General features: G+C 70.9%; 22 protein-coding genes. 8 read left to right on the forward strand and 14 right to left on the reverse strand.

What is annotated here, in order from left to right; genetic code table 11:
- Both ABD52_RS21405 and ABD52_RS21410 read left to right on the forward strand, forming a co-directional pair.
- A partial coding sequence (locus ABD52_RS21405; RefSeq protein ID WP_047892992.1) for a PASTA domain-containing protein occupies nt 1-1,111 on the forward strand: 1,111 nt, incomplete at its 5' end.
- The gene (locus ABD52_RS21410) at nt 1,108-1,977 is read left to right on the forward strand and encodes a deoxyribonuclease IV (protein WP_200905221.1); all 870 of its coding nucleotides are present in this window, start codon (nt 1,108-1,110) and stop codon (nt 1,975-1,977) included. The genes ABD52_RS21405 and ABD52_RS21410, both read left to right, overlap by 4 nt.
- Before the next feature lie 59 nt (nt 1,978-2,036).
- On the opposite strand, the gene ABD52_RS21415 is transcribed toward ABD52_RS21410, so the two are convergent.
- The 4 genes from ABD52_RS21415 to ABD52_RS21430 form a co-directional block, all read right to left on the reverse strand.
- On the reverse strand, nt 2,037-3,056 hold the full coding sequence (locus ABD52_RS21415; RefSeq protein ID WP_030273907.1) for a low specificity L-threonine aldolase: 1,020 nt from the start codon (nt 3,054-3,056) through the stop codon (nt 2,037-2,039).
- An 86-nt stretch (nt 3,057-3,142) separates the two neighbouring features.
- Nucleotides 3,143-4,549 carry a class II 3-deoxy-7-phosphoheptulonate synthase gene (locus tag ABD52_RS21420; protein ID WP_013475760.1) on the reverse strand — a complete coding sequence of 469 codons (1,407 nt, stop codon included), beginning with the start codon at nt 4,547-4,549 and terminating at the stop codon, nt 3,143-3,145.
- Between the two features lie 57 nt (nt 4,550-4,606).
- Nucleotides 4,607-5,137, reverse strand: a complete 531-nt coding sequence (locus tag ABD52_RS21425) for a hypothetical protein (RefSeq protein ID WP_082171357.1) — start codon at nt 5,135-5,137, stop codon at nt 4,607-4,609.
- 173 nt (nt 5,138-5,310) lie between these two features.
- Nucleotides 5,311-6,945 carry a glycosyl hydrolase family 18 protein gene (locus tag ABD52_RS21430; protein ID WP_013287643.1) on the reverse strand — a complete coding sequence of 545 codons (1,635 nt, stop codon included), beginning with the start codon at nt 6,943-6,945 and terminating at the stop codon, nt 5,311-5,313.
- Between the two features lie 143 nt (nt 6,946-7,088).
- On the opposite strand from ABD52_RS21430, the gene ABD52_RS21435 reads away from it, so the two are divergent.
- Complete coding sequence (locus ABD52_RS21435; protein WP_013287644.1) at nt 7,089-7,577, forward strand: glutathione peroxidase; 489 nt, start codon at nt 7,089-7,091, stop codon at nt 7,575-7,577.
- 42 nt (nt 7,578-7,619) lie between these two features.
- On the opposite strand, the gene ABD52_RS21440 is transcribed toward ABD52_RS21435, so the two are convergent.
- Nucleotides 7,620-8,528: a hypothetical protein gene (locus ABD52_RS21440; RefSeq protein WP_047892994.1), complete on the reverse strand. Its 909-nt coding sequence runs from the start codon at nt 8,526-8,528 to the stop codon at nt 7,620-7,622.
- A 324-nt stretch (nt 8,529-8,852) separates the two neighbouring features.
- The gene (locus tag ABD52_RS39260; protein ID WP_151015767.1) at nt 8,853-9,053 is read right to left on the reverse strand and encodes a hypothetical protein; all 201 of its coding nucleotides are present in this window, start codon (nt 9,051-9,053) and stop codon (nt 8,853-8,855) included.
- A 9-nt stretch (nt 9,054-9,062) separates the two neighbouring features.
- Between ABD52_RS39260 and ABD52_RS21445 the strand changes: the two genes are divergently transcribed.
- Entirely contained in the window at nt 9,063-10,640 is a 1,578-nt protein-coding gene (locus tag ABD52_RS21445; protein WP_047892995.1) for a hypothetical protein, read from the forward strand.
- Nucleotides 10,621-10,983 carry a hypothetical protein gene (locus tag ABD52_RS39845; RefSeq protein WP_047892996.1) on the forward strand — a complete coding sequence of 121 codons (363 nt, stop codon included), beginning with the start codon at nt 10,621-10,623 and terminating at the stop codon, nt 10,981-10,983. The genes ABD52_RS21445 and ABD52_RS39845 overlap by 20 nt, the downstream gene beginning before the upstream one ends.
- A gap of 63 nt (nt 10,984-11,046) precedes the next feature.
- On the opposite strand, the gene ABD52_RS21455 is transcribed toward ABD52_RS39845, so the two are convergent.
- A complete protein-coding gene (locus tag ABD52_RS21455) occupies nt 11,047-11,850 on the reverse strand; it encodes an SGNH/GDSL hydrolase family protein (RefSeq protein ID WP_013287645.1) in 804 nt (267 codons plus the stop codon).
- Nucleotides 11,851-12,065: 215 nt separating this feature from the next.
- Nucleotides 12,066-12,416, reverse strand: a complete 351-nt coding sequence (locus ABD52_RS21460; protein ID WP_036311517.1) for a DUF2203 domain-containing protein — start codon at nt 12,414-12,416, stop codon at nt 12,066-12,068.
- Nucleotides 12,417-12,841: 425 nt separating this feature from the next.
- Between ABD52_RS21460 and ABD52_RS21465 the strand changes: the two genes are divergently transcribed.
- Nucleotides 12,842-13,495, forward strand: coding sequence for an exonuclease domain-containing protein (locus ABD52_RS21465; protein WP_082171358.1), 654 nt, complete (start codon nt 12,842-12,844; stop codon nt 13,493-13,495).
- A 240-nt stretch (nt 13,496-13,735) separates the two neighbouring features.
- Here the strand turns inward: ABD52_RS21465 and ABD52_RS21470 are convergent, their stop codons facing one another.
- Genes ABD52_RS21470 through ABD52_RS21480 form a run of 3 tightly spaced genes read right to left on the reverse strand, consistent with a single transcriptional unit; the run spans nt 13,736 to nt 15,413 of the window.
- Nucleotides 13,736-14,809 (reverse strand): FAD-binding oxidoreductase, encoded by a 1,074-nt coding sequence (locus tag ABD52_RS21470; protein ID WP_235437519.1) that lies wholly within the window; start codon nt 14,807-14,809, stop codon nt 13,736-13,738.
- Complete coding sequence (locus ABD52_RS21475) at nt 14,806-15,168, reverse strand: hypothetical protein (RefSeq protein ID WP_235437520.1); 363 nt, start codon at nt 15,166-15,168, stop codon at nt 14,806-14,808. The genes ABD52_RS21470 and ABD52_RS21475 overlap by 4 nt, the downstream gene beginning before the upstream one ends.
- Entirely contained in the window at nt 15,159-15,413 is a 255-nt protein-coding gene (locus ABD52_RS21480; RefSeq protein WP_047892997.1) for a hypothetical protein, read from the reverse strand. Before ABD52_RS21480 ends, ABD52_RS21475 begins: the two co-directional genes overlap by 10 nt.
- Before the next feature lie 228 nt (nt 15,414-15,641).
- On the opposite strand from ABD52_RS21480, the gene ABD52_RS21485 reads away from it, so the two are divergent.
- Together ABD52_RS21485 and ABD52_RS21490 are read left to right on the forward strand one after the other, a co-directional pair.
- Entirely contained in the window at nt 15,642-16,805 is a 1,164-nt protein-coding gene (locus ABD52_RS21485; protein ID WP_047892998.1) for a DNA-binding transcriptional regulator, read from the forward strand.
- Nucleotides 16,802-17,350, forward strand: coding sequence for an isochorismatase family cysteine hydrolase (locus ABD52_RS21490; RefSeq protein WP_047892999.1), 549 nt, complete (start codon nt 16,802-16,804; stop codon nt 17,348-17,350). The genes ABD52_RS21485 and ABD52_RS21490 overlap by 4 nt, the downstream gene beginning before the upstream one ends.
- Nucleotides 17,351-17,364: 14 nt before the next feature.
- On the opposite strand, the gene ABD52_RS21495 is transcribed toward ABD52_RS21490, so the two are convergent.
- The 3 genes from ABD52_RS21495 to yut are packed head-to-tail and all read right to left on the reverse strand — an operon-like array spanning nt 17,365 to nt 20,895.
- Nucleotides 17,365-18,150, reverse strand: a complete 786-nt coding sequence (locus ABD52_RS21495; RefSeq protein WP_047893000.1) for a maleylpyruvate isomerase family mycothiol-dependent enzyme — start codon at nt 18,148-18,150, stop codon at nt 17,365-17,367.
- A gap of 56 nt (nt 18,151-18,206) precedes the next feature.
- Nucleotides 18,207-19,847, reverse strand: coding sequence for an ammonium transporter (locus ABD52_RS21500; protein ID WP_047893001.1), 1,641 nt, complete (start codon nt 19,845-19,847; stop codon nt 18,207-18,209).
- 13 nt (nt 19,848-19,860) lie between these two features.
- Complete coding sequence (yut, locus tag ABD52_RS21505) at nt 19,861-20,895, reverse strand: urea transporter (protein WP_047893002.1); 1,035 nt, start codon at nt 20,893-20,895, stop codon at nt 19,861-19,863.
- Nucleotides 20,896-20,906: the final 11 nt, after the last annotated feature.

Raw genomic sequence — 20,906 nt, forward strand, 5'->3', positions numbered from 1 at the left:
GGCCCGCGAGGAGTTGGGCAACCCGCACGCGCACACCACTGTGCTGCGGCAGCTCAGCGACGACACGGCGGTCCTGAGCCAGCCGACCCAGGTGGTGGCCGCGCTCCAGCCGGTCGAGCGCCCGGCGTGGGCACGGCTGCCCGAGAGCGGCGCCGCGCAGCGCCCGCACCGGCGCCGCGCCGTCGAGGAGGACGGCCCGGGGACCGGGTTCGCCGCCCTGCGTACCCGGATCATGGGCTCGCCGCGCGGACGGCTGGCCGTCGCCGCGGCGGTCGTGGTGCTCGGCCTGGTCGCCGCGGTGGGTGGCTGGTGGTTCGGTGTGGGCCGCTACACGGTGGCGCCGCAGATGGTCAGCCTGACCAAGGCCGACGCGGAGGCGCAGGCCCAGCGCGGCGGCTTCACGCTGAAGTACGCCACTCCGCGCCACGACGAGAACGTCCCCAAGGACACGGTGCTCGGGCAGTCCCCCGGCTCGGCCGCGCGGATCGTCAAGGGCGGCACGATCACGCTGACCCTGTCGCTCGGTCCGGAGCGGCTGCCGGTGCCGGACGTGGTGGGCAAGGACTACGCGCTGGCCCAGGCCGAGCTGGAGGGCGCCAACCTGGTTGTGGCCAAGGGCTCCTCCCGGTACGACGACACGCTGCCCGCGGGTGTGGTGCTGGCCACCGACCCGAAGGTGGGCACAGTGGTCAAGCCCGGGGCGAAGGTGACGGTGATCCTCAGCAAGGGTCGCGCGCCGGTGACGGTGCCCAACCTGGTCGGCAAGAGCCTCACCGAGGCGCGCACCATCCTCGCGCAGCTCGGGCTGAAGCCGGTGGAGAACGTCAAGGACTCCGACAAGCCGAAGGACGAGATCCTCGGCCAGAGTCCGGCCGACGGTACCGGCGTGGAGAAGGGCGCCCAGGTCAAGCTGGAGATCAGCAAGGGCCCGCCGCAGGTGGCCGTCCCCCGGGTGGTCGACATGCCCTGCCAGCAGGCCAAGCAGACGCTGGAGAGCCAGGGCTTCCCGGTCAACGTCCAGCTCAACCCGAACGGCATCGTCCGGATCCAGAACCCGGTCGAGAACACGCCGGTGCCGCCGGGTACGACGATCACTGTGACGTGCCTGTGAGCGGATGTGACGGACGCCGGCGGGTGGGGTCGCACACCCCCACCTCCGGCGGTCTGGCCCGGGCGGCCCTGCCGTACGCGGACGCGGCCGAGTCCGAGGTGGTGCAGGTCTACGTCTCGAACTCGCGCGGCTGGGCGCTGCCGGCCGGCGACCCGGCGCAGGACGCGTTGTTCCGCGACGGGTGCGGCGAGCGCGGGCTGCCCGTGTTCATCCACGCCTCGCTGCTGGTCAACCTCGGCTCCCCCACCCCGGCGACTGTGACCCGGTCGGCGGAGACGCTGGCGCACGCGCTGCGGCGGGGCCGGGCGATCGGTGCCGAGGGCGTGGTGTTCCACGCCGGCAGCGCTGTCGACGCCGGTCACGCCGATGCGGCCCTGCGGCAGGTCCGCGCGGCGCTGCTCCCGCTGCTCGACGAGATCGCCGCCACCGGCGGGCCGATGCTGCTGGTCGAGCCGAGCGCCGGGGGCGGCCGGTCACTGGCGTCCCGGGTCGAGCACCTCGGCCCCTACCTGGACGCGGTCGACCGGCACCCGATGCTCGGGGTCTGCTTCGACACCTGTCACGCCTGGGCGGCCGGTCACGACCTGGCCGCCGAGGGCGGCATGACCGCCACGCTCGACACGCTGGTCGCCACGGTGGGCACGGACCGGCTGCGGCTGGTGCACGCGAACGACTCGAAGGACCTGTGCGGCTCCACCCGGGACCGGCACGAGAACATCGGCAAGGGCACCATCGGCGAGCCGGCGTTCGCCGAGCTGATGCGCCACCCGGCGACCGCCGGGGTGCCCGTGCTGGTGGAGACCCCCACGGAGAAGCACATCGGCCACGCCGCCGACATCGCCACCCTGAAGCGCCTCCACCCCTGACGGGTCCGCCCGCTCTCTCCCCCCTCGCGGGGAGCGCGGGGCGCGGTGGGGCCCGCGGGTCAGGCGCGCAGGGCGGTGTTCAGGATGGTGGCGGTGCGGTCGATCTGCGCGTCGGTGACGTCCAGGTGGGTGACCAGCCGGGCGGTACGCGGGCCGAGCACCGAGATCAGCAACCCCTCCGCCCGCGCGGCAGTCGCCAGCGCGTGCGCGTCCAACGGGTGCTTGGTCAGGTCCAGCGGCACGATGTTGGTCCGCACCACCGACGCGAGCACGCCGTGCGGGGCGACCGCCTCGGCCAGCCGGGCCGCCTTCACGTGGTCGTCGGCGAGCCGCTCGACGTGGTGCGCCAGCGCGTACCGGCCGGCGGCGGCGAGGATGCCGACCTGCCGCATGCCTCCGCCCATCCGCTTGCGCAGGAACCGCGCCCGGGCGATCTTCTCGGCACTGCCCACCACAAGCGAGCCGACCGGCGCGCCGAGGCCCTTGGAGAGGCACACCGAGAGCGTGTCGAACAGCACGCCGTACTCGGCCAGCGGCACCCCGTCGGCCACGTGCGCGTGCCAGATCCGCGCGCCGTCGCAGTGCAGGGCCACCCCGTGCTCGTCGGCGACCTCACGCATCCGGCGCAGCGTCGGCAGCGGGATCACCCCACCGCCGCCCCGGTTGTGGGTCTGCTCCACGGCGATCGCCCGCGTGGGCACCGCGAAGTAGCCGTCCGGCCGGATCATTCCGGCGACCACGTCGGGGTCCAGCTCCGCGCCCACCGCGGGCCAGGTCCGCGAGGAGATCCCGCCGTACGCGGCGGCGGCGCCGACCTCGTACGTGACGACGTGCGCGTCGGCGTCGCAGAGCAGCTCGTCGCCGGGTGGTACGTGCAGCTGGAGCGCGATCTGGTTGGCCATCGAGCCGCTCGGGGCGAACAGCGCCGCCTCGTGGCCGAACAGCGCGGCCACCTCGGCCTCCAGCGCGGTGACCGTCGGGTCCTCGCCGTAGACGTCGTCGCCCACCTCGGCTGCGGCCATCGCCTCCCGCATCCCCGGCGTCGGCCGGGTCACGGTGTCCGTCCGCAGATCGATCAGTTCGGGGCTCGCAAGCTCACTCCTCGCGTCAGCCACTGTGCCTCCTCCGGCTGCCGACTGCGGGGCTCGCAAGCTCACTCCTCGCGTCAGCCACGGAGCATCTCCGCCACCAGGAACGCCAACTCCAGCGACTGCTGGGTGTTCAGCCGGGGGTCGCAGGCGGTCTCGTACCGGTCGGGCAGGTCGAGATCCTCGATGCCCTGGGCACCGCCGAGGCACTCGGTGACGTCCTCGCCGGTCAGCTCGACGTGCAGGCCGCCCGGGTGGGTGTCCAGGCCCCGGTGCACCTCGAAGTAGCCGAGCACCTCGTCGACGATCCGGTCGAAGTGCCGGGTCTTGTAGCCGTTCGAGGACTCGTGCGTGTTGCCGTGCATCGGGTCGCACTGCCAGACGACCTTCGCCCCGGCGGCGGTGACCTTGGCGACGATCGGCGGCAGCGCGTCGCGGACCCGGTGGTTGCCCATCCGGCTGATCAGCGTGAGCCGGCCGGGGATGTTGTCCGGGTTGAGCTTCTCGCAGAGCTCGATCGCCTCGTCCGGCGTGGTCGTCGGGCCGAGCTTGACGCCGATCGGGTTGGCGATGCGGGAGATGAAGTCGATGTGCGCCCCGTCGATCTGCCGGGTCCGCTCACCGATCCAGAGGAAGTGCCCGGACAGCCCGTACGCCTTGCCGTTGGAGATCCGGGTCAGCGCCCTGTCGTACTCCAGCGCCAGCGCCTCGTGCGAGCAGTGCAGCGTGACGGTGCGCAGCGCCTCGTCGTCAGTCATGCCGCAGGCGCGGATGAAGGCCAGCGCCCTGTCGATCTCGCGGGCGATCGCGTCGTAGCGCTCGCCGGCCGGGGACCGCCGGACGAAGTCCTTGTTCCAGTCGTGCACGGCGTGCAGGTCGGCCAGCCCACCGGCCAGGTACGCCCGGAGCATGTTCATCGCGGCGGCCGAGTTCGCGTACGCCCGGATCATGCGCTGCGGGTCGGCGACCCGCGCCTCCGGCGTGGCCTCCAGAGAATTGATCATGTCGCCGCGGTAGGCCGGCAGGCCCCGGGCGTCGGTCGGCAGGGACCGGGGCTTGGTGTACTGGCCGGCGACCCGGGCGACCTTGACCACCGGCAGCGACGCGCCGTAGGTGAGCACGATGGCCATCTGGAGCAGCGTGCGGGCGTTGGCGAGCAGGTGACTCTCGGTGTTGTCGGCGAAGGTCTCCGCGCAGTCACCGCCCTGGAGCAGGAACGCCTTGCCCTCGCAGACCAGCGCGAGCCGCTGCCGCAACTGGTCGACCTCGTAGGGCGCGACCACCGAGGGCACCGTGTCCAGCACCCGGCAGACCTCGGCGACCTGGGCCGGGTCGTCCCAGGGCGGGGTCTGCGCGCGCGGCAGCTCCCGCCATCGGTCGAGGCCGAGGGCCGCGTCCTCGGCGGAGTCGGCGGTCGGGCGGCTGGTCTGCAGACCAGGGCTGCCCACGGCGGGGTGACTCAGCTGATGCCACTCATGGCGCATGAAGGAAAGCGTACGGCGACCGTCGCGATCACTCACCGCCGAGGGGGATGGTTCCGGTCACTGGGAGGACACCGGTGAGGGCGCCATCGCCGGCGGCGGCGGCCCCGCCGGGTCGGCGGTCGGCTCGACCGCGCGCTCGCCGGGCGCCTCGCCGGAGATGCACCAGTCCGCGCCGTTGCGGGTGACGGTGAACAGCAGCGACCGGGCGGCCTTGCGCGAGCCGGCAGCAACAGTGATCGAGGCGCTGACCTCCTGACCGTTCGGGCCGGAGCGGACCTCGGTGATCGTCGCCTCGGGGACGGTGAAGTGGTCGGCGAAGTCGCCGTTCGGGCCAGTGGCGGCGGAGTCGAAGGCGGCGTGCATGGGCGCGCAGAGCTGGCTGCGGCCGGCGGCGGCGTCGCGGGCGGTCAGCGCGTCCAGGTACGCCTGCACGCGTTCCCGGCTCTTGGCCGCCGCCTCCTCGGCCGGCGCCTTCCCGCTGGGCGGGGTGTCGCCGCCCTGGCCGCCCGAGCCGCAGGCGGCCAGGGCCGCCGGCAGGAGCGCGAGGAGGGCGAGCCCGGTGAACCGGCCCCGGTGGCTGCGACCCATCTGTCCTCCCGTCGCGTGGACTCGTCGAGCGGCGAGTGTGCCACATCCGGCCAGATCGGTCGGATGACTCCCCATCCTGACCCGGATCGGCGCGCTCGGCCAGGACGGCACGCGGGCGGGGAGGGGCCGGTGCGGCCCCTCCCCGCCGGGTGGGTGGTGCGTCGGCCCTCGGCTCAGCCGAGACCGCCCTTGATGGCGCCGATCAGCTCACCGTTGCTGGTGTCACCGGAGAGCTCCCAGAAGAACGCGCCACCGAGGCCCTGGCTGTTGGCGTAGCTCATCTTCCCGCCGATGGTCGACGGGGTGTCGTAGCTCCACCAGTTGCTGCCGCACTTGGCGTACGCCGTGCCGCCGACGGTGCCGGTGGCCGGGCAGCTGTTCTTGAGCACCTTGTAGTCCTCGATGCCGGCCTCGTAGGTGCCCGGGGCCGCGCCGGTGGCGCTGCCGCCGGGTGCGGCCTGGGTCACACCGGTCCAGCCGCGTCCGTAGAACCCGACGCCGAGCAGCAGCTTGCTGGACGGTACGCCCTTGGACTTGAGCTTCTGGATCGCCGCGTCCGACCAGAAGCCCTGCTGCGGGATGCCCGCGTAGGAGTAGAGCGGCGAGTGCGGCGCGGTCGGCCCCTGGGCGTTGAAGGCGCCGAAGTAGTCGTACGTCATCGGCATCAGCCAGTTGAGGTTGTTCGCGGCGCCGGCGTAGTCGGTGGCGTCGATCTTGCCGCCGTTGCTGCCGTCGGCGGTGATCGCCGCGGTGACCAGGAAGCTGGAGCCGAACTTGCTCCGCAGCGCCGAGATCACGTTCTTGAACGCGTTCGGGCCGCTGCTGTCGCACTGGAGGCCGCAGGCGTTCGGGTACTCCCAGTCGATGTCGATGCCGTCGAAGACGTCCGCCCAGCGCGGGTCCTTGACCAGGGAGTAGCAGGAGTCGGCGAACGCGGCCGGGTTCTGCGCGGCCTGGGTGAAGCCGCCGGACCAGGTCCAGCCGCCGAAGGACCAGAGCACCTTCAGGTTCGGGTACATCTTCTTCAGCTTGCGCAGCTGGTTGAAGCTGCCGCGCAGCGGCTGGTCCCAGGTGTCGGCGACGCCGTCGACGCTGTCCGCCGCGGTGTACGCCTTCTCGTAGTCGGCGTAGCTGTCCCCGATGCTGCACCGGCCGCCGGTGGTGTTGCCGAAGGCGTACAGGATGTGGGTCAGCTTCGCCGCCGAGCCGCTCGTGTGGATGTTCTTGACGTGGTAGTTGCGGGCGTAGACGCCCCACTCGGCGAAGTAGCCGACGATCTTCTTGCCGCCGGGCGGCGGCGTGGTCGGCGGCTGCGTGGTCGGCGGGGTGGTCGTCGGCGGCGTGGTGGTGGGTGGCGTGGTGGTCGGCGGCGCCGTGGTCGGCGCGGTGGTCGTCGGCGTACCGCCGCCGGTGCAGGAGCCGCCGTTGATCGTGCAGCTCACCGGTGCCTTGTACGCGCCGGTGCCGTTGTAGCCCCAGCTGAAGCTGGCGCCGGGGGCGAGCGTCGACGCCCAGCTCTTGTTGACCGCCACGTAGCGGTCACCGCTGCGGGTGATGTCGGCGTCCCAGGAGCTGCTGATCGAGGTGCCGGAGGGCAGCGTGAACTCGATGCGCCAGCCGTTGAGGGTGGAGCTGGTGCCGTTGGTGACTGTCACCCGTCCCTCGTGGCCGGTCCCCCAGTCCTGCACCTTGGCGAACGTGGCGGTGACGCTGCCGGCGGCCGACGCGGTGGTCATGGGCACCGCGGCGACCGCGAGCGCGACCACGGCGCCGGTGGCCCACAGGGCCCGGCGGAGCGATCTCTTCATACGGCGTCCCTCCAATAGTTAGGAAACTTTCCAAATTGATTGCTGAGACGCTACTCACGCCGTCACCACTTCGTCAAGATGTAGATGCATCGATTTCACGGGTGACGCGGGACGGTGGGCGCGAGGGGTCGTAGCCTCGTCCCATGACCGTTTTCGACGTCCAGATCGACGCCCTCACCGGCGGCCCGGCCGACCTCGGCCGCTACCGCGGCCGCGCCCTGCTCGTGGTCAATGTGGCCTCCCGCTGCGGCCTCACCCCGCAGTACGCGGGCCTTCAGGAACTCGCCGACACGTACGCCGGACGCGGGCTGACGGTGCTCGGGGTGCCGTGCAACCAGTTCGCCGGCCAGGAGCCGGGCAGCGCCGCCGAGATCGAGGAGTTCTGCCAGGTCAACTACGGCGTGACGTTCCCGCTGACGGAAAAGGTCGACGTCAACGGGCCGGACCGGCACCCGCTCTACGCGGAGCTGGTGTCCACGCCGGACGCCGAGGGGCACACCGGCGACGTGCGCTGGAACTTCGAGAAGTTCCTCGTCGCGCCGGACGGCACGGTGGCCGCCCGGTTCGGCCCGCAGGTCACACCCGAGGATCCCGAGCTGCGCGCGGCGATCGAGAAGGTCCTGCCGGCCTGACGGGCGCAGCCGGGGCGGCGCCGGGGCCGGCTGCCGCCCCGGCTACGCCGCGCAGGGCCGCGACGGCACCGCGGACTTGCTCCGCAGGATCCGGTACGTCCCGGACGAGGTGGTTGAGAGCTCGTACCGGACCTGCCACAGCGTGCAGGTCTCCTGCGGGCGGTTCTTCGGCCCGTAGCCGGGGTCCTGAGTGCTCCGGAAGGTCACCACGGCCGCGACCACTCCCTGGCCGACGTCGGTCAGCGAGCGCAGCACCACGTCGGAGTCGTACGTGGTGACGAGCTGACGCCCGAACCGTTCCACGGCCCCGCCGTCGTCCGGGTCGAGGACGTCCCCGGCCGGATCGAACATGGCCGCGGCCGCCGGATAGTTTCGGTTGTTGACGGCGCTGAAGTAGGCGTCGAAGGTGCGGGCGACCTCAGCCGCTCGCGCGTCCACCACGCCCGCCTCGATCGTCACGAGGCCGACCACGGCCGGTGACTCCGAAGGGGATGGCGTCAGCTCCCACGGATCGGCGCTCGCCGGGTCGGACGAGGGCGCATCCGTGCCTGCCCCCGGGTCGTCCTCAATCCTGTGCGTCTGCCCGGGCGACGGGTCGGCACCCGGCACGTCGGCGTCGTCCCGCACCAACCAGAGGACGCCACCGGCCCCGAGTGCGATCGCCAGGCTGACGACGGCGGCGACCAGCATGGCGCGCAGGAACGCCCGCCGCGGTTCCGGCCCGGTACTGGGACCGTCCGACCCGTGGCCGTCGTCCGGCTCGGTGAGGCGATCCAGCTCGGCGACCCGGTCCGGCTCGATCACCACCTCCGGTCCGGTCACAGCGACCCGCTCGTCGTCGACGGGCACCGGCAACTCGACCGGCTCGGGGCCAAAGCCCAGCACGGTGCCGGGGCTCCGGGCCGGCGCGGTGACGTCGCTCTCGGACGTCGTGGGCTCGTCACGGCCCACCGGTTTGGACCTGCCGCTTTCCAACGGGGCGAAAGGCGCGGCGCAGACCGGGCAGAGCGACGCGGCAGACGGAACGACCGAACCGCATTCCGCGCATTCTCGAACAGACATCGGCAGCTCCCCGCGTCCTCGGGAGAAAGAATTCGCCCGAGTGAATCGGAAACGGTTGTCGTCGCGCAACACCGAATCGCGACTGTGTCCTGTTCGACCGCAACTCCGTCCGGCCGTACGAACGGATCGGCCCGTCGAACCCGGCGAGCGGTACCTACGGCCACTTTCCCGCAGAGGGCGGGAACTCATAACGTGGCTGACCCCGGAACATCGTCATCGATTGGTGATCACATGACGAGCACGATCGACGGTGACAGGAACCCGACAGAAACGACGCGATTCTTCACGCATAATCCGCCGCGCGAACGACAACAGGCTCCGATGTCGCCGACCACCCGCTATTTGTGCGGAGCGGCATACCGCAGTGAGCGATTCGCCGATGGAGTAATCGCCGAACTGATCGACGACGGCCATCGGGCCGTCGTGCCGACCATCGGGTACGACCTGGAGCCGATCCTGCGTCACTGCTACCACGCACGGCATCTCTGGCTACTCCAGAACGCGCTCGTCTCGGCGATCCTGCTGCTGGGATTCTTCGCTGCGACCTGGTCCACGGTCCTGCTGGCCGGCATCGCGTTCCTGGCGAACTTCCTCAGCCCGCCCGCCGAACGGGCGGACCGGTCGACGGCATACCTCGTGCTCGGCGGCCTCGCACTAGCGGCGCTGGTATGGACGATCGGCCCACCGCTGCTGGTCCTGCTCGGCCTGTCCAGCGGCACTCCGCCGGACACGTCGGCGCCGTCGGAGCTCACCACGTCGTACTGGCCCGTGCTCTGGTGGCTGATCGGGCTCGGCCTGAGCGTCCTGGCCGTCGTCGCCCTCGCCCGCGCGACCGTCCTGCGGATCTTCACTCGCGACCTGGCACCCGGCGCACGTCACGAACCGCCCGAGGTGACCAACCCGGCGATCCTCCGCCGGATGAAGACCGTCGCGATCGCACAGCACGGCAACGTCGTCCTCCACTCAGGCTACGACCCGTTCCTCGGCAGTGGCCATGTGGTCCGCGCCTGGTCGGTGGCGATGGAGCTGAAGCGGGACCGAGGGCCCGACGGGCACCGGCCGACCGTCACTGGCCCTGTCGCCGTGGACCCGGTGGCGCTGAACCGGCACGTCAAACGACGCCTGGCGGCGCTCGGCTCGGTGGAGTTGCCGGCGCACGAACGCATGACCGGCCTCGTGCTGCGGGACCAGGTTGTGGCCTCGGGCGCGCAGTGGCGGAACTATCCCCTCATCGACGCGGGAGGCCGGCAGCCCTTCTCGCATGCCTCGCCACAGGCAGTCGAGGCGATCATCCGTGCGCCGCAGCCGAGCGTTCGCCACTTCCTGCGGGCGAGCGTCGGCGCCGACATCCGTGAGGCGACCGGGAACGCCGGAGACGTCATCATGCCGGCCGAGTACCAGAACGTCGTGGTCTCGACCTTCACACACATTGCGGTCGAGGGCGGCATGCTCTACGTGGAGAGCGTCTCGACGGTCCTCGGGCCGATCCGGGAGAAGTTCCTCGACCTGGATCAGCACGTCGCGAGCGACGGCACCTGGTGGGAGCCGTTCTGCGAGGCCCTGCGACTGTTCGGCGCCGCCATCCTGACCGCCCCGGTGCGGCTGGTGCGCACCGTCGTCCGCGCCATCGGCGCCAACCGCCGGATGACCCGGGCGGACCGGGAGACCGAACAGCTTCCCCGGTACGACTTCGGCGCCCGGGCCGAGGTCCGGCAGCTCGCCTCCGCCAGCCGGCCGGTGACCTATCTGCAACGGCTGGACGCGGAGAAGTACAGCAAGCTGATGGAGCGGCGGGTCAGCGAGGCAGTGCTCGGCTACCTGGCCGACCAGGGCATCGACACCTCCGAGTACGAGACCCGGATGAACGTCTTCAACAACCACGGCGTCTTCATCCGCGGCGACAACCACGGGCCCGCAGCCGCCGGCCCCGGAGCCACGGCGCTGCTGGACAACGGCGGCGGCAAGCGAAAGGCGAAGAGCAATGACGCAGGAGGACGGTAACCGGGGGGTGGTCATCCATGGATCGTCCATCGGGCCGGTGGCGGTCGGGCAGAACGCCACCGCGAATCAGATCAACCAGAACGGTGATGCCTCGCTGCCGGCGATCCTGGAGGAGTTGCGGAGGACCCGGCGGTTGATCGAGGAGAACCGGTCCCAGCTGAACGAACCGGAGCTGGCACTGGAGGAGGTCGACGACATCGCGGACCTGATCCGGCAGGACCAGCCGGACCGTAAGCGGATCATGGCCAAGGTGGACCGGCTGGTCAACCGCCTCAGTGCCATCGGCGGCATCGCCGGGGGCACCTGGGGTCTGAGCCAGTTGATCACGCAGTTCCTTCGCTGACAGTCCGGCGCCCGGCTGTGCTCCGGCCTCACCGAGGACAAAGCACAGCCGGGCGGACCGGGGTCAGCCGGCGGCGGCCCGGAAGACCGGGTAGTAGCCGCCGGACTGCCCGGCGGCCGTCGGGTGGTACGACTTGCTCAGGCTCAGCACGTTAAGCGCGTGCAGCCACTTCGTCCCGTAGCTGCACAGCTGGTGGCCGACGAAGATGGAGCGCACGTCGGCGAAGGTGAAGCCGGCCGAGACGGCGGCCGTGCGGGTGATGTCGTCGAGCAGGTTGATGCCCTCGTTGATCTTCGCCCGGGACGTCGCGCTGAGCCCGACGCAGGGAGTGCCGAGCTGGTAGAAGACCGGGTAGCCAACCACCACGACGCGGGCCGAGGGCGAGCGGCTCTTGATGCCGTTGTAGACGTTGGCGAGCCGGCCCGGCATCGAGGTACGGGCCACGTTCATGGCGGACTGCACGGCCGCCACGCACTGGGTCTCCCCCTGGAGCACGCAGGTGCTCATGATGTTGGCGAAGCCGACGTCGTTGCCGCCCACAGTGACGCTGACCAGCGTGGTGGTCGACGAGAGCGCGGAGAGCTGACTGTTGATGACGTCCGCCGTGGTGGCGCCGGAGCAGGCGACCGAACGGTACGACGCGGGCTTGATGTTGGTGTTGTAGAGCGCCGGGTAGGCGTTCGTGCTGCGTAGACAGTTACCGCTCTCGGAGGTGTAGCTGTCGGCGCCGACGCCGGAGGCGTACGAGTCGCCGAGCGCGACGTAGCGGTCGGACGGGGCCGCCTGGGCGGGGGCGGCCAGAGACAGGGTGACCCCGACCGAGGCGGCCAGAGTCAGGGCGAGGGTGGCAAGACGGGATCTCCGCACGTCGCACTCCTGGAGGCGTGAAGTGGTGGTGAGAGATAGATATCAATAAGATCACACCGCATGGAAGATCACCGATTTGCGGTCGGGCGCGCATAGCGACTTACGCCTACAAATCGTTGCCGGTTTCGCGGAGCGAGCTGAAGGATTCCGCCAGTGGGGGCAGATCGACGCATATCAGGCGCGGACGGGTCGACTCAGACCGGGCGGCGGCCCGCTCAGACCGGACGACGGCCGGCGAAACCGCACTCGACCCGGTGATACCACCGGATGTCGGTGTCGCCCTCTAGCCAGCACCAGAGCACCGCCCGGCCGTCGCGCTCACCGGGGAAGTCGAGCAGCACCGGGGCGATCCCCTTGACCGCGATCTCATGCTGGTGGAACTCGTCCACCACCGCGTGCAGCCGCGCCTCCAGCGCCTTCACCTCGGCGAGCCCGCCGAGCGCGCTGACGCCGTGGTCGGCCAGGTCGACCCGCAACTCGGCCAGGTCGGCCCGCAGCCGGATCAGCTCGTCGACGCGCGGCCGCAACGTGGCCACCAGGTGACGCGCCTGGGCGAGAGTGAACACCGGGCCAGTATGCGGCACGACCGTCAGGGCTGCGGCTTCCCCGCGTGTCGCCGATCCACCCGACAGCCGAAGTTCGCGGCCGAGACGAGCCACTCGTCGCGGGCCATGCAGCGCACCGACTCGCTGCTATCCAGACCACTGTCGCGAAGCCGTCTCAACTCGTCAACCGGCCGATTACCACTGTCCACAAGGGTCAGAAGTGCCCCCGGCCGTCGATGGCACCTCGCCCGCCAACGGATCAAGATCGTCAAACGCGTGGCGGCGTGGCACACAACCACGACGAATCCCCGCTCCCGTCGACGAGTACAGGAGACGCCTCACCGTGATCAATAAGTACCCCGGACGCTGCGGAACGTGCCACGAACCGGTGGAGGCCGGAGCCGGGCAGGCAGCGAACGTGGCGGGTCGCTGGAGTCCTTTCCACCATGGATGCGTACCGGCCAGATCGGCTCGACCGACCAGGACGGCTCCCCCGATCGGGGCCCACGCCGGGTGGCACGACCGCGACGTGGCTCATCGACCCGGGGATGCCGATCCCGGCGAGAGCCACCGACATCCACGGCATCACCGACGCGATGGTGCGCCATGCCGGCCGGCCGCCCCGCGAGGCACTGGCCGAGCTGGGGACCGCGATCGGGAAGCTGATCGCGGACAACACGCCGATCGTCGCTTTCTGCGCCCACTACGACATCACCGCACTGCACACTGAGCTGGCCCGCCACGACCTTCCGCCCGTGGACTGGGATCAGGCCGTCATCATCGACCCGTCGATCCTGCACAAGGAGGTCGAGCCTCGCTGGTACGACGGCTGGAAGCTCGGCACACTGTGCCGGTACTACGAGATCGACCCAGGGACCGCTCACGAGGCAGCCAGCGACGCGCGTGCGGCTGTCGAGATGGCGGTGTCCATCGCCGCCCGTCATCAGCGGATCGCCCGGATGCGTCCCGACGACCTCCACCGGGCGCAGGTCACCTGGTACGCACAGCAGGGCCGGGATCTTCAGGCGTACTTCGACCGCCAAGGCCGGGACGAGACGGTGGGTCTGGAATGGCCGCGGGAGACCAGACGACGCCGTTAGCCTCCCGCACCTCGGCCTGCCAGGCGCGTAGGGCCCGCTTGATGCGGTCGTTCTCGCCCCGGGCGTCGTCGAGCAGCCGGGTCCGCTCCCCCAGTTCGTAGACGAGCCGATGCAGCAGCGCATCGACGTCGTCGGTCCGGTAGCCGCGCCGGCCCAGTGATGTGCGGGGCAGTTCGATGGCGCTGAGCCGGTCCGCGGTGAGCGGGCCGGCCAGCGCGTTGCGGCTGCGGTAGACGCCCATCAGACGCCGAACCCGTCCGGCAGGTGGATCCGCTCGGCCGGCACCCCACCGGCGAGCAGCCGCAGCCGCGACCCGGCCACCATCAACGGTGGCCCGCACAGGTAGACCTCCTGACCGGGCCGCCAGTGGTCGAGCGCGACGGTGAGCGCGTCGCCCTGCTCTCCCGCCTCCGCCACGGGATCGTGCGAGAACGCGGGTACGACGGTCAGCCAGTCGTAGCCGCTCTGGAGCTTGTCCAGGCTGATCGGGTCGTAGAGGTCGGCGAAGGTGCGGGCGCCGACGACCAGGGTGACCCGGCGACCGGCCGGCGCAGCGGCGACCTGCTCGACCAGGGCGCGCAGCGGCGCCAGCCCGGTGCCCCCGGCGACGAGCAGCAGGTCCGCATTCGACGCCGGATCGAGGGTCAGGCCGGTCGACCGGGGCGGGCCGAGCCAGATCCGATCACCGGGGCGTACCCGGTGCACGAGCGTGCGGGAGACGGCGGCGACGGCACGGACGTGGAGTTCGACGGTGCCGTCGGCACGCGGAGCGTTGGCCGGCGAGTACCAACGCCACCGGCCGGGCCGGCGCTCGGTGCAGACGGGCAGCGCCTGACCGGGCCGAAACGCCAGACGGCGCCAGGGGCGCACGGTCACCACGGCGATACCGTCGGCCGCCCGGTCGTGGTCGACGACCTGCGCCGGCCACCAGGGCGGACCGTCGTCGGCCTGCTCGACCACACGGCTCACCGCCGCCGTGGCCCGCCGGGCGGCCCCTGCCCAGGCCGCCGCTATCTCCGGTGTCCACCTCACCTGCCGGGACACCGTGGCGACGAGCGCGGCCTCGACGGTGAGTAGGTGCGGCACCAGCCGGTAGCGGCGGCAGGCGCGGCCGAGGACGGTCAACAGTGCCGCCCGCCCGGCCGGGTCGTCGCCACCGCTGACCAGCCGGCCGAACGCGGCGAGGAACACCACCGCCTCCCGCTCCGGCAGCATCCCGGGGCAGCGGTCCTCGACCGCGCACCAGAAGTGGTCGGCTGCCTCGCGGGCGTACCGCATGGTGACGGACCACGACGCGACCAGGGCGGCGGTCACGAGCCGGCCTCGTCCGAGAAGGCCCGCCGGGCCACTGTCACCGAGCCCGCCGGCACGTCGAGCGCCCAGAGCACCCCGGCCAGGTAATCGACCACGCGGCGGTGCTGCGCCTCGGTCAGGCCCAGGCCGCGCCACGCCCCGGCCGCCGGCCGGGCGATGTCGCCCGCCGGTCCGCCGAGCGCCACCGTGAGAGTGAGCGCCAGGTGTCCGGCGAGCCGGGCCTGATCAACCCCGACGAGGTACGGCGCCAGCTCGCCGTCCGCCGTCACCAGCCGCAGCCACCGGGCCACCGCCTCGCGCACCGCCGCCGACCCGGGCCAGCTCTCCGCCGGGTACGCCCCGAGCCCGGTCACGCCCACGGCCAGGCACCCGGGTCGCCGACAGCGACCAGCTCGTCCACGCGTTCGTCGGTGAGCCCGGCCGCCCGTAGCGTGCTGCGGCCCCAGCGGGCCAGCCGGCACGGATGCGGGACCCGCTCACTGCGGCACAGTGGACCCGCCGGCCACCGCTCCGGCACATGCACCGCCACCGCGCGTACGGCCAGCGCCACGTCCTCGTCGCTGACCGGGGTGAGCACCGGGAAGTCGTCCAACACCGCCGCCATGAGAAGCCCTTCCGTCGAGAGTCGGAGCGGCACCGGGGCGGGCGGGGACGGCGGACGCGCTCGGGTGACGCCCCACCGGAGCCCAGCACCCGCCCCGGGCCATGCGTCCACCCTCGCCAGCTTGCGGCTCACGGGGTACGACTACGCTCTGCACTTGCGCTGTACCAGCTCTGAAGTCGAGCCGCTAAGCTGCTGGCGGCCGGTCTCGACGCACTCGGAGGCGAGCCGATGACGACCGTGCAGAAGTGGACCGGGCGGGAGACCCGGATGCTGCGGCACGCGCTGCGAATGAGCATCCGCGACTTCGCCGAGCACCTCGGTGTCAGCGAGCGCACCGTCTCGAAGTGGGAGGCCGGCCGGGGGGCGGTGCAGCCTCGACCGGAGATGCAGGCCGCTCTCGACACCGCTCTGGTCAGAGCCAGCGATGAGGCGGTAGCAAGGTTCTGCCAATCGACGGTCAACGAGCCTCCCGTCCCTGCTGCTTCGGTGACTTCCGGATACCGCATCCAGTCCCACAAGTTCATCCCGGCCCACGTCGGGGCGGCTGCGGTACGGGAATTGGCGACTTTGCCGCGGGTGAAGCCCCGCCCGCACGAGTGGCTGCACGTATCGACGACCGATGTGCCGCATCCAGACGGGCAGTGCACAGCGCACGTCTTCGCCTGCGGCGTGGTGGTGCTGCACCTTCAGCAGGAACTCATCTTCAGAAGGCTGGCGGAACTCGCCGCCTGGCGGTACGCCAGCTACGGGGACGACCTACCGTGGGCGACCCGGCAGCTCGAACGGCTGCTGTCGGATCAGTTTGACCGACGAGAAGTGGTCCCGGAGTACGTGATGTCGATGTACCTTCCCCAGGACATGGGGTGCCGCCACGAGGAACTGAACAACGCCGTCCGCTTGTTGAGTCTCCCGTCAGTGCTGGTGAACCGTCATGCGGCACCCCGACCACAGCCTGTTCCCGAGCACGTCGAGCGGACGTTGTTGACCAAGGGATTCGACGAGCCCGCAGCTGTGCCGTTCGGAATCGCCGGGGTATCCGTCGGCTTCGCAACCTGGTCCGGTCTCGCCTACCACGCAATCTCGCCGGAGCGAGCCCTTACAGCCGACGAACTGGTCTCGCTTGAGATCGAAGTGCAAATGCTCTGGGCCTACTGTCGGCAGGTCCAGCGCGTGGTGGAGAACGGCCGAGACCCGGTGATATCCCCGGGTTTCGGCTGGCGGTTCCTGAGAGCTGCCCACTCCCGACTCACCACCGCACGTGTGCAGGAGACCGCGCAACACTGCATGATGCGTCAGGCAGCCGTAACGACCAGCGGCCTACCCGAGCGCCTGACGCAGGCCCAGGCGGCGCTTCGCGAAGCAGAAACGACGGCTGGAAGAGTCGGGGTATGAGCGGCAAGCAGGCGGCCCTGATCGTCATCGACATGCAGAACGGCTTCATCAACGACCGCAGCCGGCATGTCATCCCGAAGGTCGCGGAGCTGGTCGAACAGTGGGAGGCCACGGGCAGGCCGATCGTCTTTACGCGCTACCACAACTATCCGGACAGCCCCTTCGAGAGGCTGATCCACTGGTCGAAGATGCAGCACGCGCCGGAGACAGAGATTGTGCCCGAACTGCGCCGACACGCTGCTCGCGCACGAGCCGTTCTCGACAAGCCCATCTACTCGTACTTCACGAGCGAGGGCACGGACCTGACTGCTCGGGAGGGCTGGACCGATCTGGTGTTCTGCGGCGTGGCCACCGAGAGTTGCGTGCTGAAATCAGCGGTGGACGCATTCGAGCGCGATCTGACGCCATGGATGGTCATCGATGCATCGGCCAGCCACGGCGGTCCGGCCGCACACGAGGCGGGCCTCCTGGTGGCGCAGCGTTTCGTCGGTGCCGGCCAGCTCATCGACACGAAGACGGTCAGTGAGCTGTTCGATGGTCGGTGATGGCGATGGACCGGTTACACGGACGGGTCCCAGGCCGCGAGCTGGTCGAAGATGCGACGGTCACCATCGAACTGCAGAGAATCCAGCGGTATGCGGCCGTAGAAGAACAGGACCAGGTCACTGGCCGTACCCCGGGCGGAGACGTCGGCCGTGTCCGGGGCCTCGCCGGCAGCGGGCGTGAGGTGGGCGACCTGCGCCCCCTCGGCAGACAGCCGGAGGCGCCAGGAGCGGCCCTCGACGGCGTGGTAGTCGACGACGGCGGGCTGGTGCGGCCAGGCGACAGTTGTCGCGCAGAGGGTGAACTGGCAGTCGTCGAAAGCGTCGAGGGCGACCTCCTCCGACAGCGGCTGCGGGGCGCCCACCGTGAGCTGGACGTCGTAGGTGTGCACCGCGATCTCGGGAACCTGGCGCCGCGCCCAGGCGCCAGCGGTTTGCGGTGACGGCGAGTCATCCCACCACGTCCAACATCCGCGATCCGGGCCGGCCTCACCCAGCGCCCTCGTCAACTGCTCGACGGACTCGGTCCACCAGGCAAGCAATGCCTCGCGTTCCCGGGGCGCACCCTTGCCGTCCTCCCAGGCCGACTTCTCCGGAGGCCCGTCCGCAGGCCCCGCGGCGACGATCGCGGCTGTCTTGCGGCGGCCCGTACCCACGTGCTGGACGAGATCGAACAGGGTCCGCTCCGGATGGGTCGGAACCTTCATGTCGAGGCTGGGCGCCGCGGCGACCGCGATACGGAAGGCGGTCGACCGTTCGTCGATGAGCCGCAGATGATCGGAGAACGTCAACGTCTTGTGCACGTCGGCTTTCTACCAGTGCGCCCGGCGGCCGGACAGCGGTTTTCGCAGCCAGGTTGTCAGGACTGAACCCGTTCCGCCTCCTGCACGAACGTGTCGCTCCGGCGCGCCCCCATCCGGTCCAGCTCGTCCAGCACCGCCCCCACCCCGTCCGCGCCCACCAGCACTGTGACGCGCAGCCGGGCCGACAACGGCTGGTCCTGCCAGTAGCCGCGCGGCAGCAGGCTCGCCTGTGGCGTCGTCGTCGCCACGGCGGCGTCGCTGACGATGACCGAGATCGCGCCCGCGCGCAGCAGCGCGTCGCGCAGGTCGGCGCTGTTCGCGGCCGGGTCCGGTTCCAGCAGCGCGGTGACCACCCGTACCCGCTGACCGGGTGGCACGGCCGGTGCGCCGGCCGGCGCCGCCGCGGTACGACGCCGGGGAGCGCCCGGCGCGGTCAGGCTGGTCACGCCGCCCAGGTGGTACGCGTCGGCGCCCTGCTGCGCCTGGTCCAGGCGTTCCTGGTCGGCCGGCGGCACACGCAGGCCGATGAGTGCCTGCACCCCGGCGGCGATCAGCCAGGTCAGGACGAAGGAGAACGCGACCACGCTCACCACGCCGACGAGCTGGCGCCACAGCAGGCCGCCTCCGCCGCCGAGGAACAGCCCGTCGGCGCCGAGCGGGTTGATCCCGCGGTTGCCGAACAGGCCGAGCAGGAGCGTGCCGAGCATGCCGCCGACGAAGTGCACGGCGAGCACGTCGAGCGCGTCGTCGAGGCGTAGCAGGTACTTCAGCTTCAGCGCGAAGTGGCAGACCAGGCCGGCCAGCGCGCCGATCGCGACGGCCGAGGCCGCGTTGACGTACCCGGCGGTCGGGGTGACCGTCGCCAGGCCCGCCACCGCGCCGGAGACCGCGCCCACGACTGTGCTGTGTCCGTCGGTGACGCGTTCCAGCGCCAGCCAGACGAGCATCGCCGCGGCGGCGGCGAGGTGCGTGTTGAGGACGGCCTGGGCGGCGAGACCGTTGGCCTGGAGGCCGTCGCCGCCGTTGAAGCCGAACCAGCCGAACCAGAGGATGCCGGCACCGACGATGGTCAGCGGGATCGAGTTCGGCGGCGCGGCGGTGTGCGGCCAGTCCCGGCGTCGGCCGACGACGAGCAGGACGGCGAGGACGGCGGCGCCGGCGCTGGCGTGCACGACCAGCCCGCCGGCCCAGTCCTGGGTGCCGAACTTCGCCAGCCACCCGCCGGGGTGCCAGAGCCAGTGCGCGATCGGCGCGTAGACCACTATCGACCAGACCGCGAGGAACAGCACCCAGCCGCCGAACTTCAACCGGCCCGCGGTGGCGCCGGTGACGAGCGCGGGTGTGATCACCGCGAACATCATCTGGAACAGCACGAACGCCAGCGTCGGGATGGTGATCCGGCCGTCGACCACGTGCAGGTTGGGTGCGGGCGGCACCTTCAGGTCGGTGAGCCCGAACAGTTCCAGGTTGCCGAACAGCCCGCTGCCGGCGTCGTCGCCGAAGGCGATCGTGTAGCCGACGAGCATCCAGGTCAGGCTGACCACGCCGAGCGCGATCATGTTCTGTTGCAGCATCGCCAGCACGTTGCGGGTACGGACCATGCCGCCGTAGAACGCGGCGAGCCCCGGCGTCATGAACAGGACGAGGCCGGCGCAGACGAGCACCCAGGCGGTGTCACCCGCGTTCGGAGCGGACACGGTTTCCCTCCTTCTATCGCAGGTTGACGGAGTCGCGGACGGTGTGCAGCACGGTGTCCTTCACCCGTTCGTGGTTCGGTACCGGCGCGAAGTGCCGGTCCGGCAGCAGCAACAGCCAGGTCGCGATGTTGAACGGCCCGGTCAGCACCGGGATGCCGAGCGGCGTGAGCATGGTGGTCAGCGCCATCTGCACGAACAGCGTCAGCGCGATGCCGAACAGCGTGTAGACGGTCACCAGCGCGCCGGGGCGGTTCGCCACAGCGCCCACCACGATCGCGGTCAGCACCGCGTTGAAGGCGAACAGCCCCTTGTCCAGGGACGCGCCGTCGGCGCCGAACCAGAGCGCCAGCAGTGTCGCGCCGACGGCGCCGATCACCGCGAACAGCGCCGACCACCGGGAGTTGATCAGCAGGGCGACGAGGATGAGCAGGCCGGTGACCCAGCTCTCGATCAGGTAGACCTGGGACACGCCCTTGAAGAAGACGGGGATGAGGCCCCAGTCGAACGTGCCGCCGGTCAGCGATCCCTCACCGGGGAACTTCGGCGTCAGCTTGGTGAGCACTGTGAACCTGTCGAACTGGTACGCCGCCATCAGCAGGAACCAGGTCGTGAGCACGAACGGGAACGTGTAGGCGGTCAGGTTCCAGCGTTTGAAGACGGCGTTGAGGGCGAGCGTGACCACCACCGTGCCGATCGCGCCGAGCACGAGGTAGAGCCACATCAGCGGGCGCTGGTCGAGGAACGTGGGCACCGCGAGCCCGGTCAGCAGCGGGCTGAAGCCGAACAGGCCCTTGCGCCAGCTGGACATGTCGACCCGTAGCGCCAGCGCGGTCGCGGTGCCCACGACCAGGCCGAGCACGCCGCCGCCGAACACGCGGGGCGTCCCGTTCTCGAACGCGCCCCAGGCGAGCGCGATCAGGATGAGCAGGCCGCTGAGCGGGTTGTTCTGGAGCACCACCTGCGCGGCGCCGCGCAGGCAGGAGTCGACGAACCGGACCAGCGGGTTCCGGTCGGCCAGGTGGCGCCAGCCTCGTCCGATGTCGGCCATGTCGCTGCCCT

Source organism: Micromonospora sp. RV43, from assembly GCF_001029515.1.
GTDB lineage: Bacteria > Actinomycetota > Actinomycetes > Mycobacteriales > Micromonosporaceae > Micromonospora > Micromonospora aurantiaca.

What these genes read in the sequence shown, in the direction of transcription:
- ABD52_RS21420 (WP_013475760.1), bottom strand. Translation starts at nt 4,549, where the DNA reads ATGCGCCATGAGTGGCATCAGCTGAGTCACCCCGCCGTGGGCAGCCCT.
- ABD52_RS21425 (WP_082171357.1), bottom strand. Translation starts at nt 5,137, where the DNA reads ATGGGTCGCAGCCACCGGGGCCGGTTCACCGGGCTCGCCCTCCTCGCG.
- ABD52_RS21430 (WP_013287643.1), bottom strand. Translation starts at nt 6,945, where the DNA reads ATGAAGAGATCGCTCCGCCGGGCCCTGTGGGCCACCGGCGCCGTGGTC.
- ABD52_RS21435 (WP_013287644.1), top strand. Translation starts at nt 7,089, where the DNA reads ATGACCGTTTTCGACGTCCAGATCGACGCCCTCACCGGCGGCCCGGCC.
- ABD52_RS39260 (WP_151015767.1), bottom strand. Translation starts at nt 9,053, where the DNA reads ATGGCCGTCGTCGATCAGTTCGGCGATTACTCCATCGGCGAATCGCTC.
- ABD52_RS39845 (WP_047892996.1), top strand. Translation starts at nt 10,621, where the DNA reads ATGACGCAGGAGGACGGTAACCGGGGGGTGGTCATCCATGGATCGTCC.
- ABD52_RS21465 (WP_082171358.1), top strand. Translation starts at nt 12,842, where the DNA reads ATGGATGCGTACCGGCCAGATCGGCTCGACCGACCAGGACGGCTCCCC.
- ABD52_RS21480 (WP_047892997.1), bottom strand. Translation starts at nt 15,413, where the DNA reads ATGGCGGCGGTGTTGGACGACTTCCCGGTGCTCACCCCGGTCAGCGAC.
- ABD52_RS21485 (WP_047892998.1), top strand. Translation starts at nt 15,642, where the DNA reads ATGACGACCGTGCAGAAGTGGACCGGGCGGGAGACCCGGATGCTGCGG.
- ABD52_RS21490 (WP_047892999.1), top strand. Translation starts at nt 16,802, where the DNA reads ATGAGCGGCAAGCAGGCGGCCCTGATCGTCATCGACATGCAGAACGGC.
- yut (WP_047893002.1), bottom strand. Translation starts at nt 20,895, where the DNA reads ATGGCCGACATCGGACGAGGCTGGCGCCACCTGGCCGACCGGAACCCG.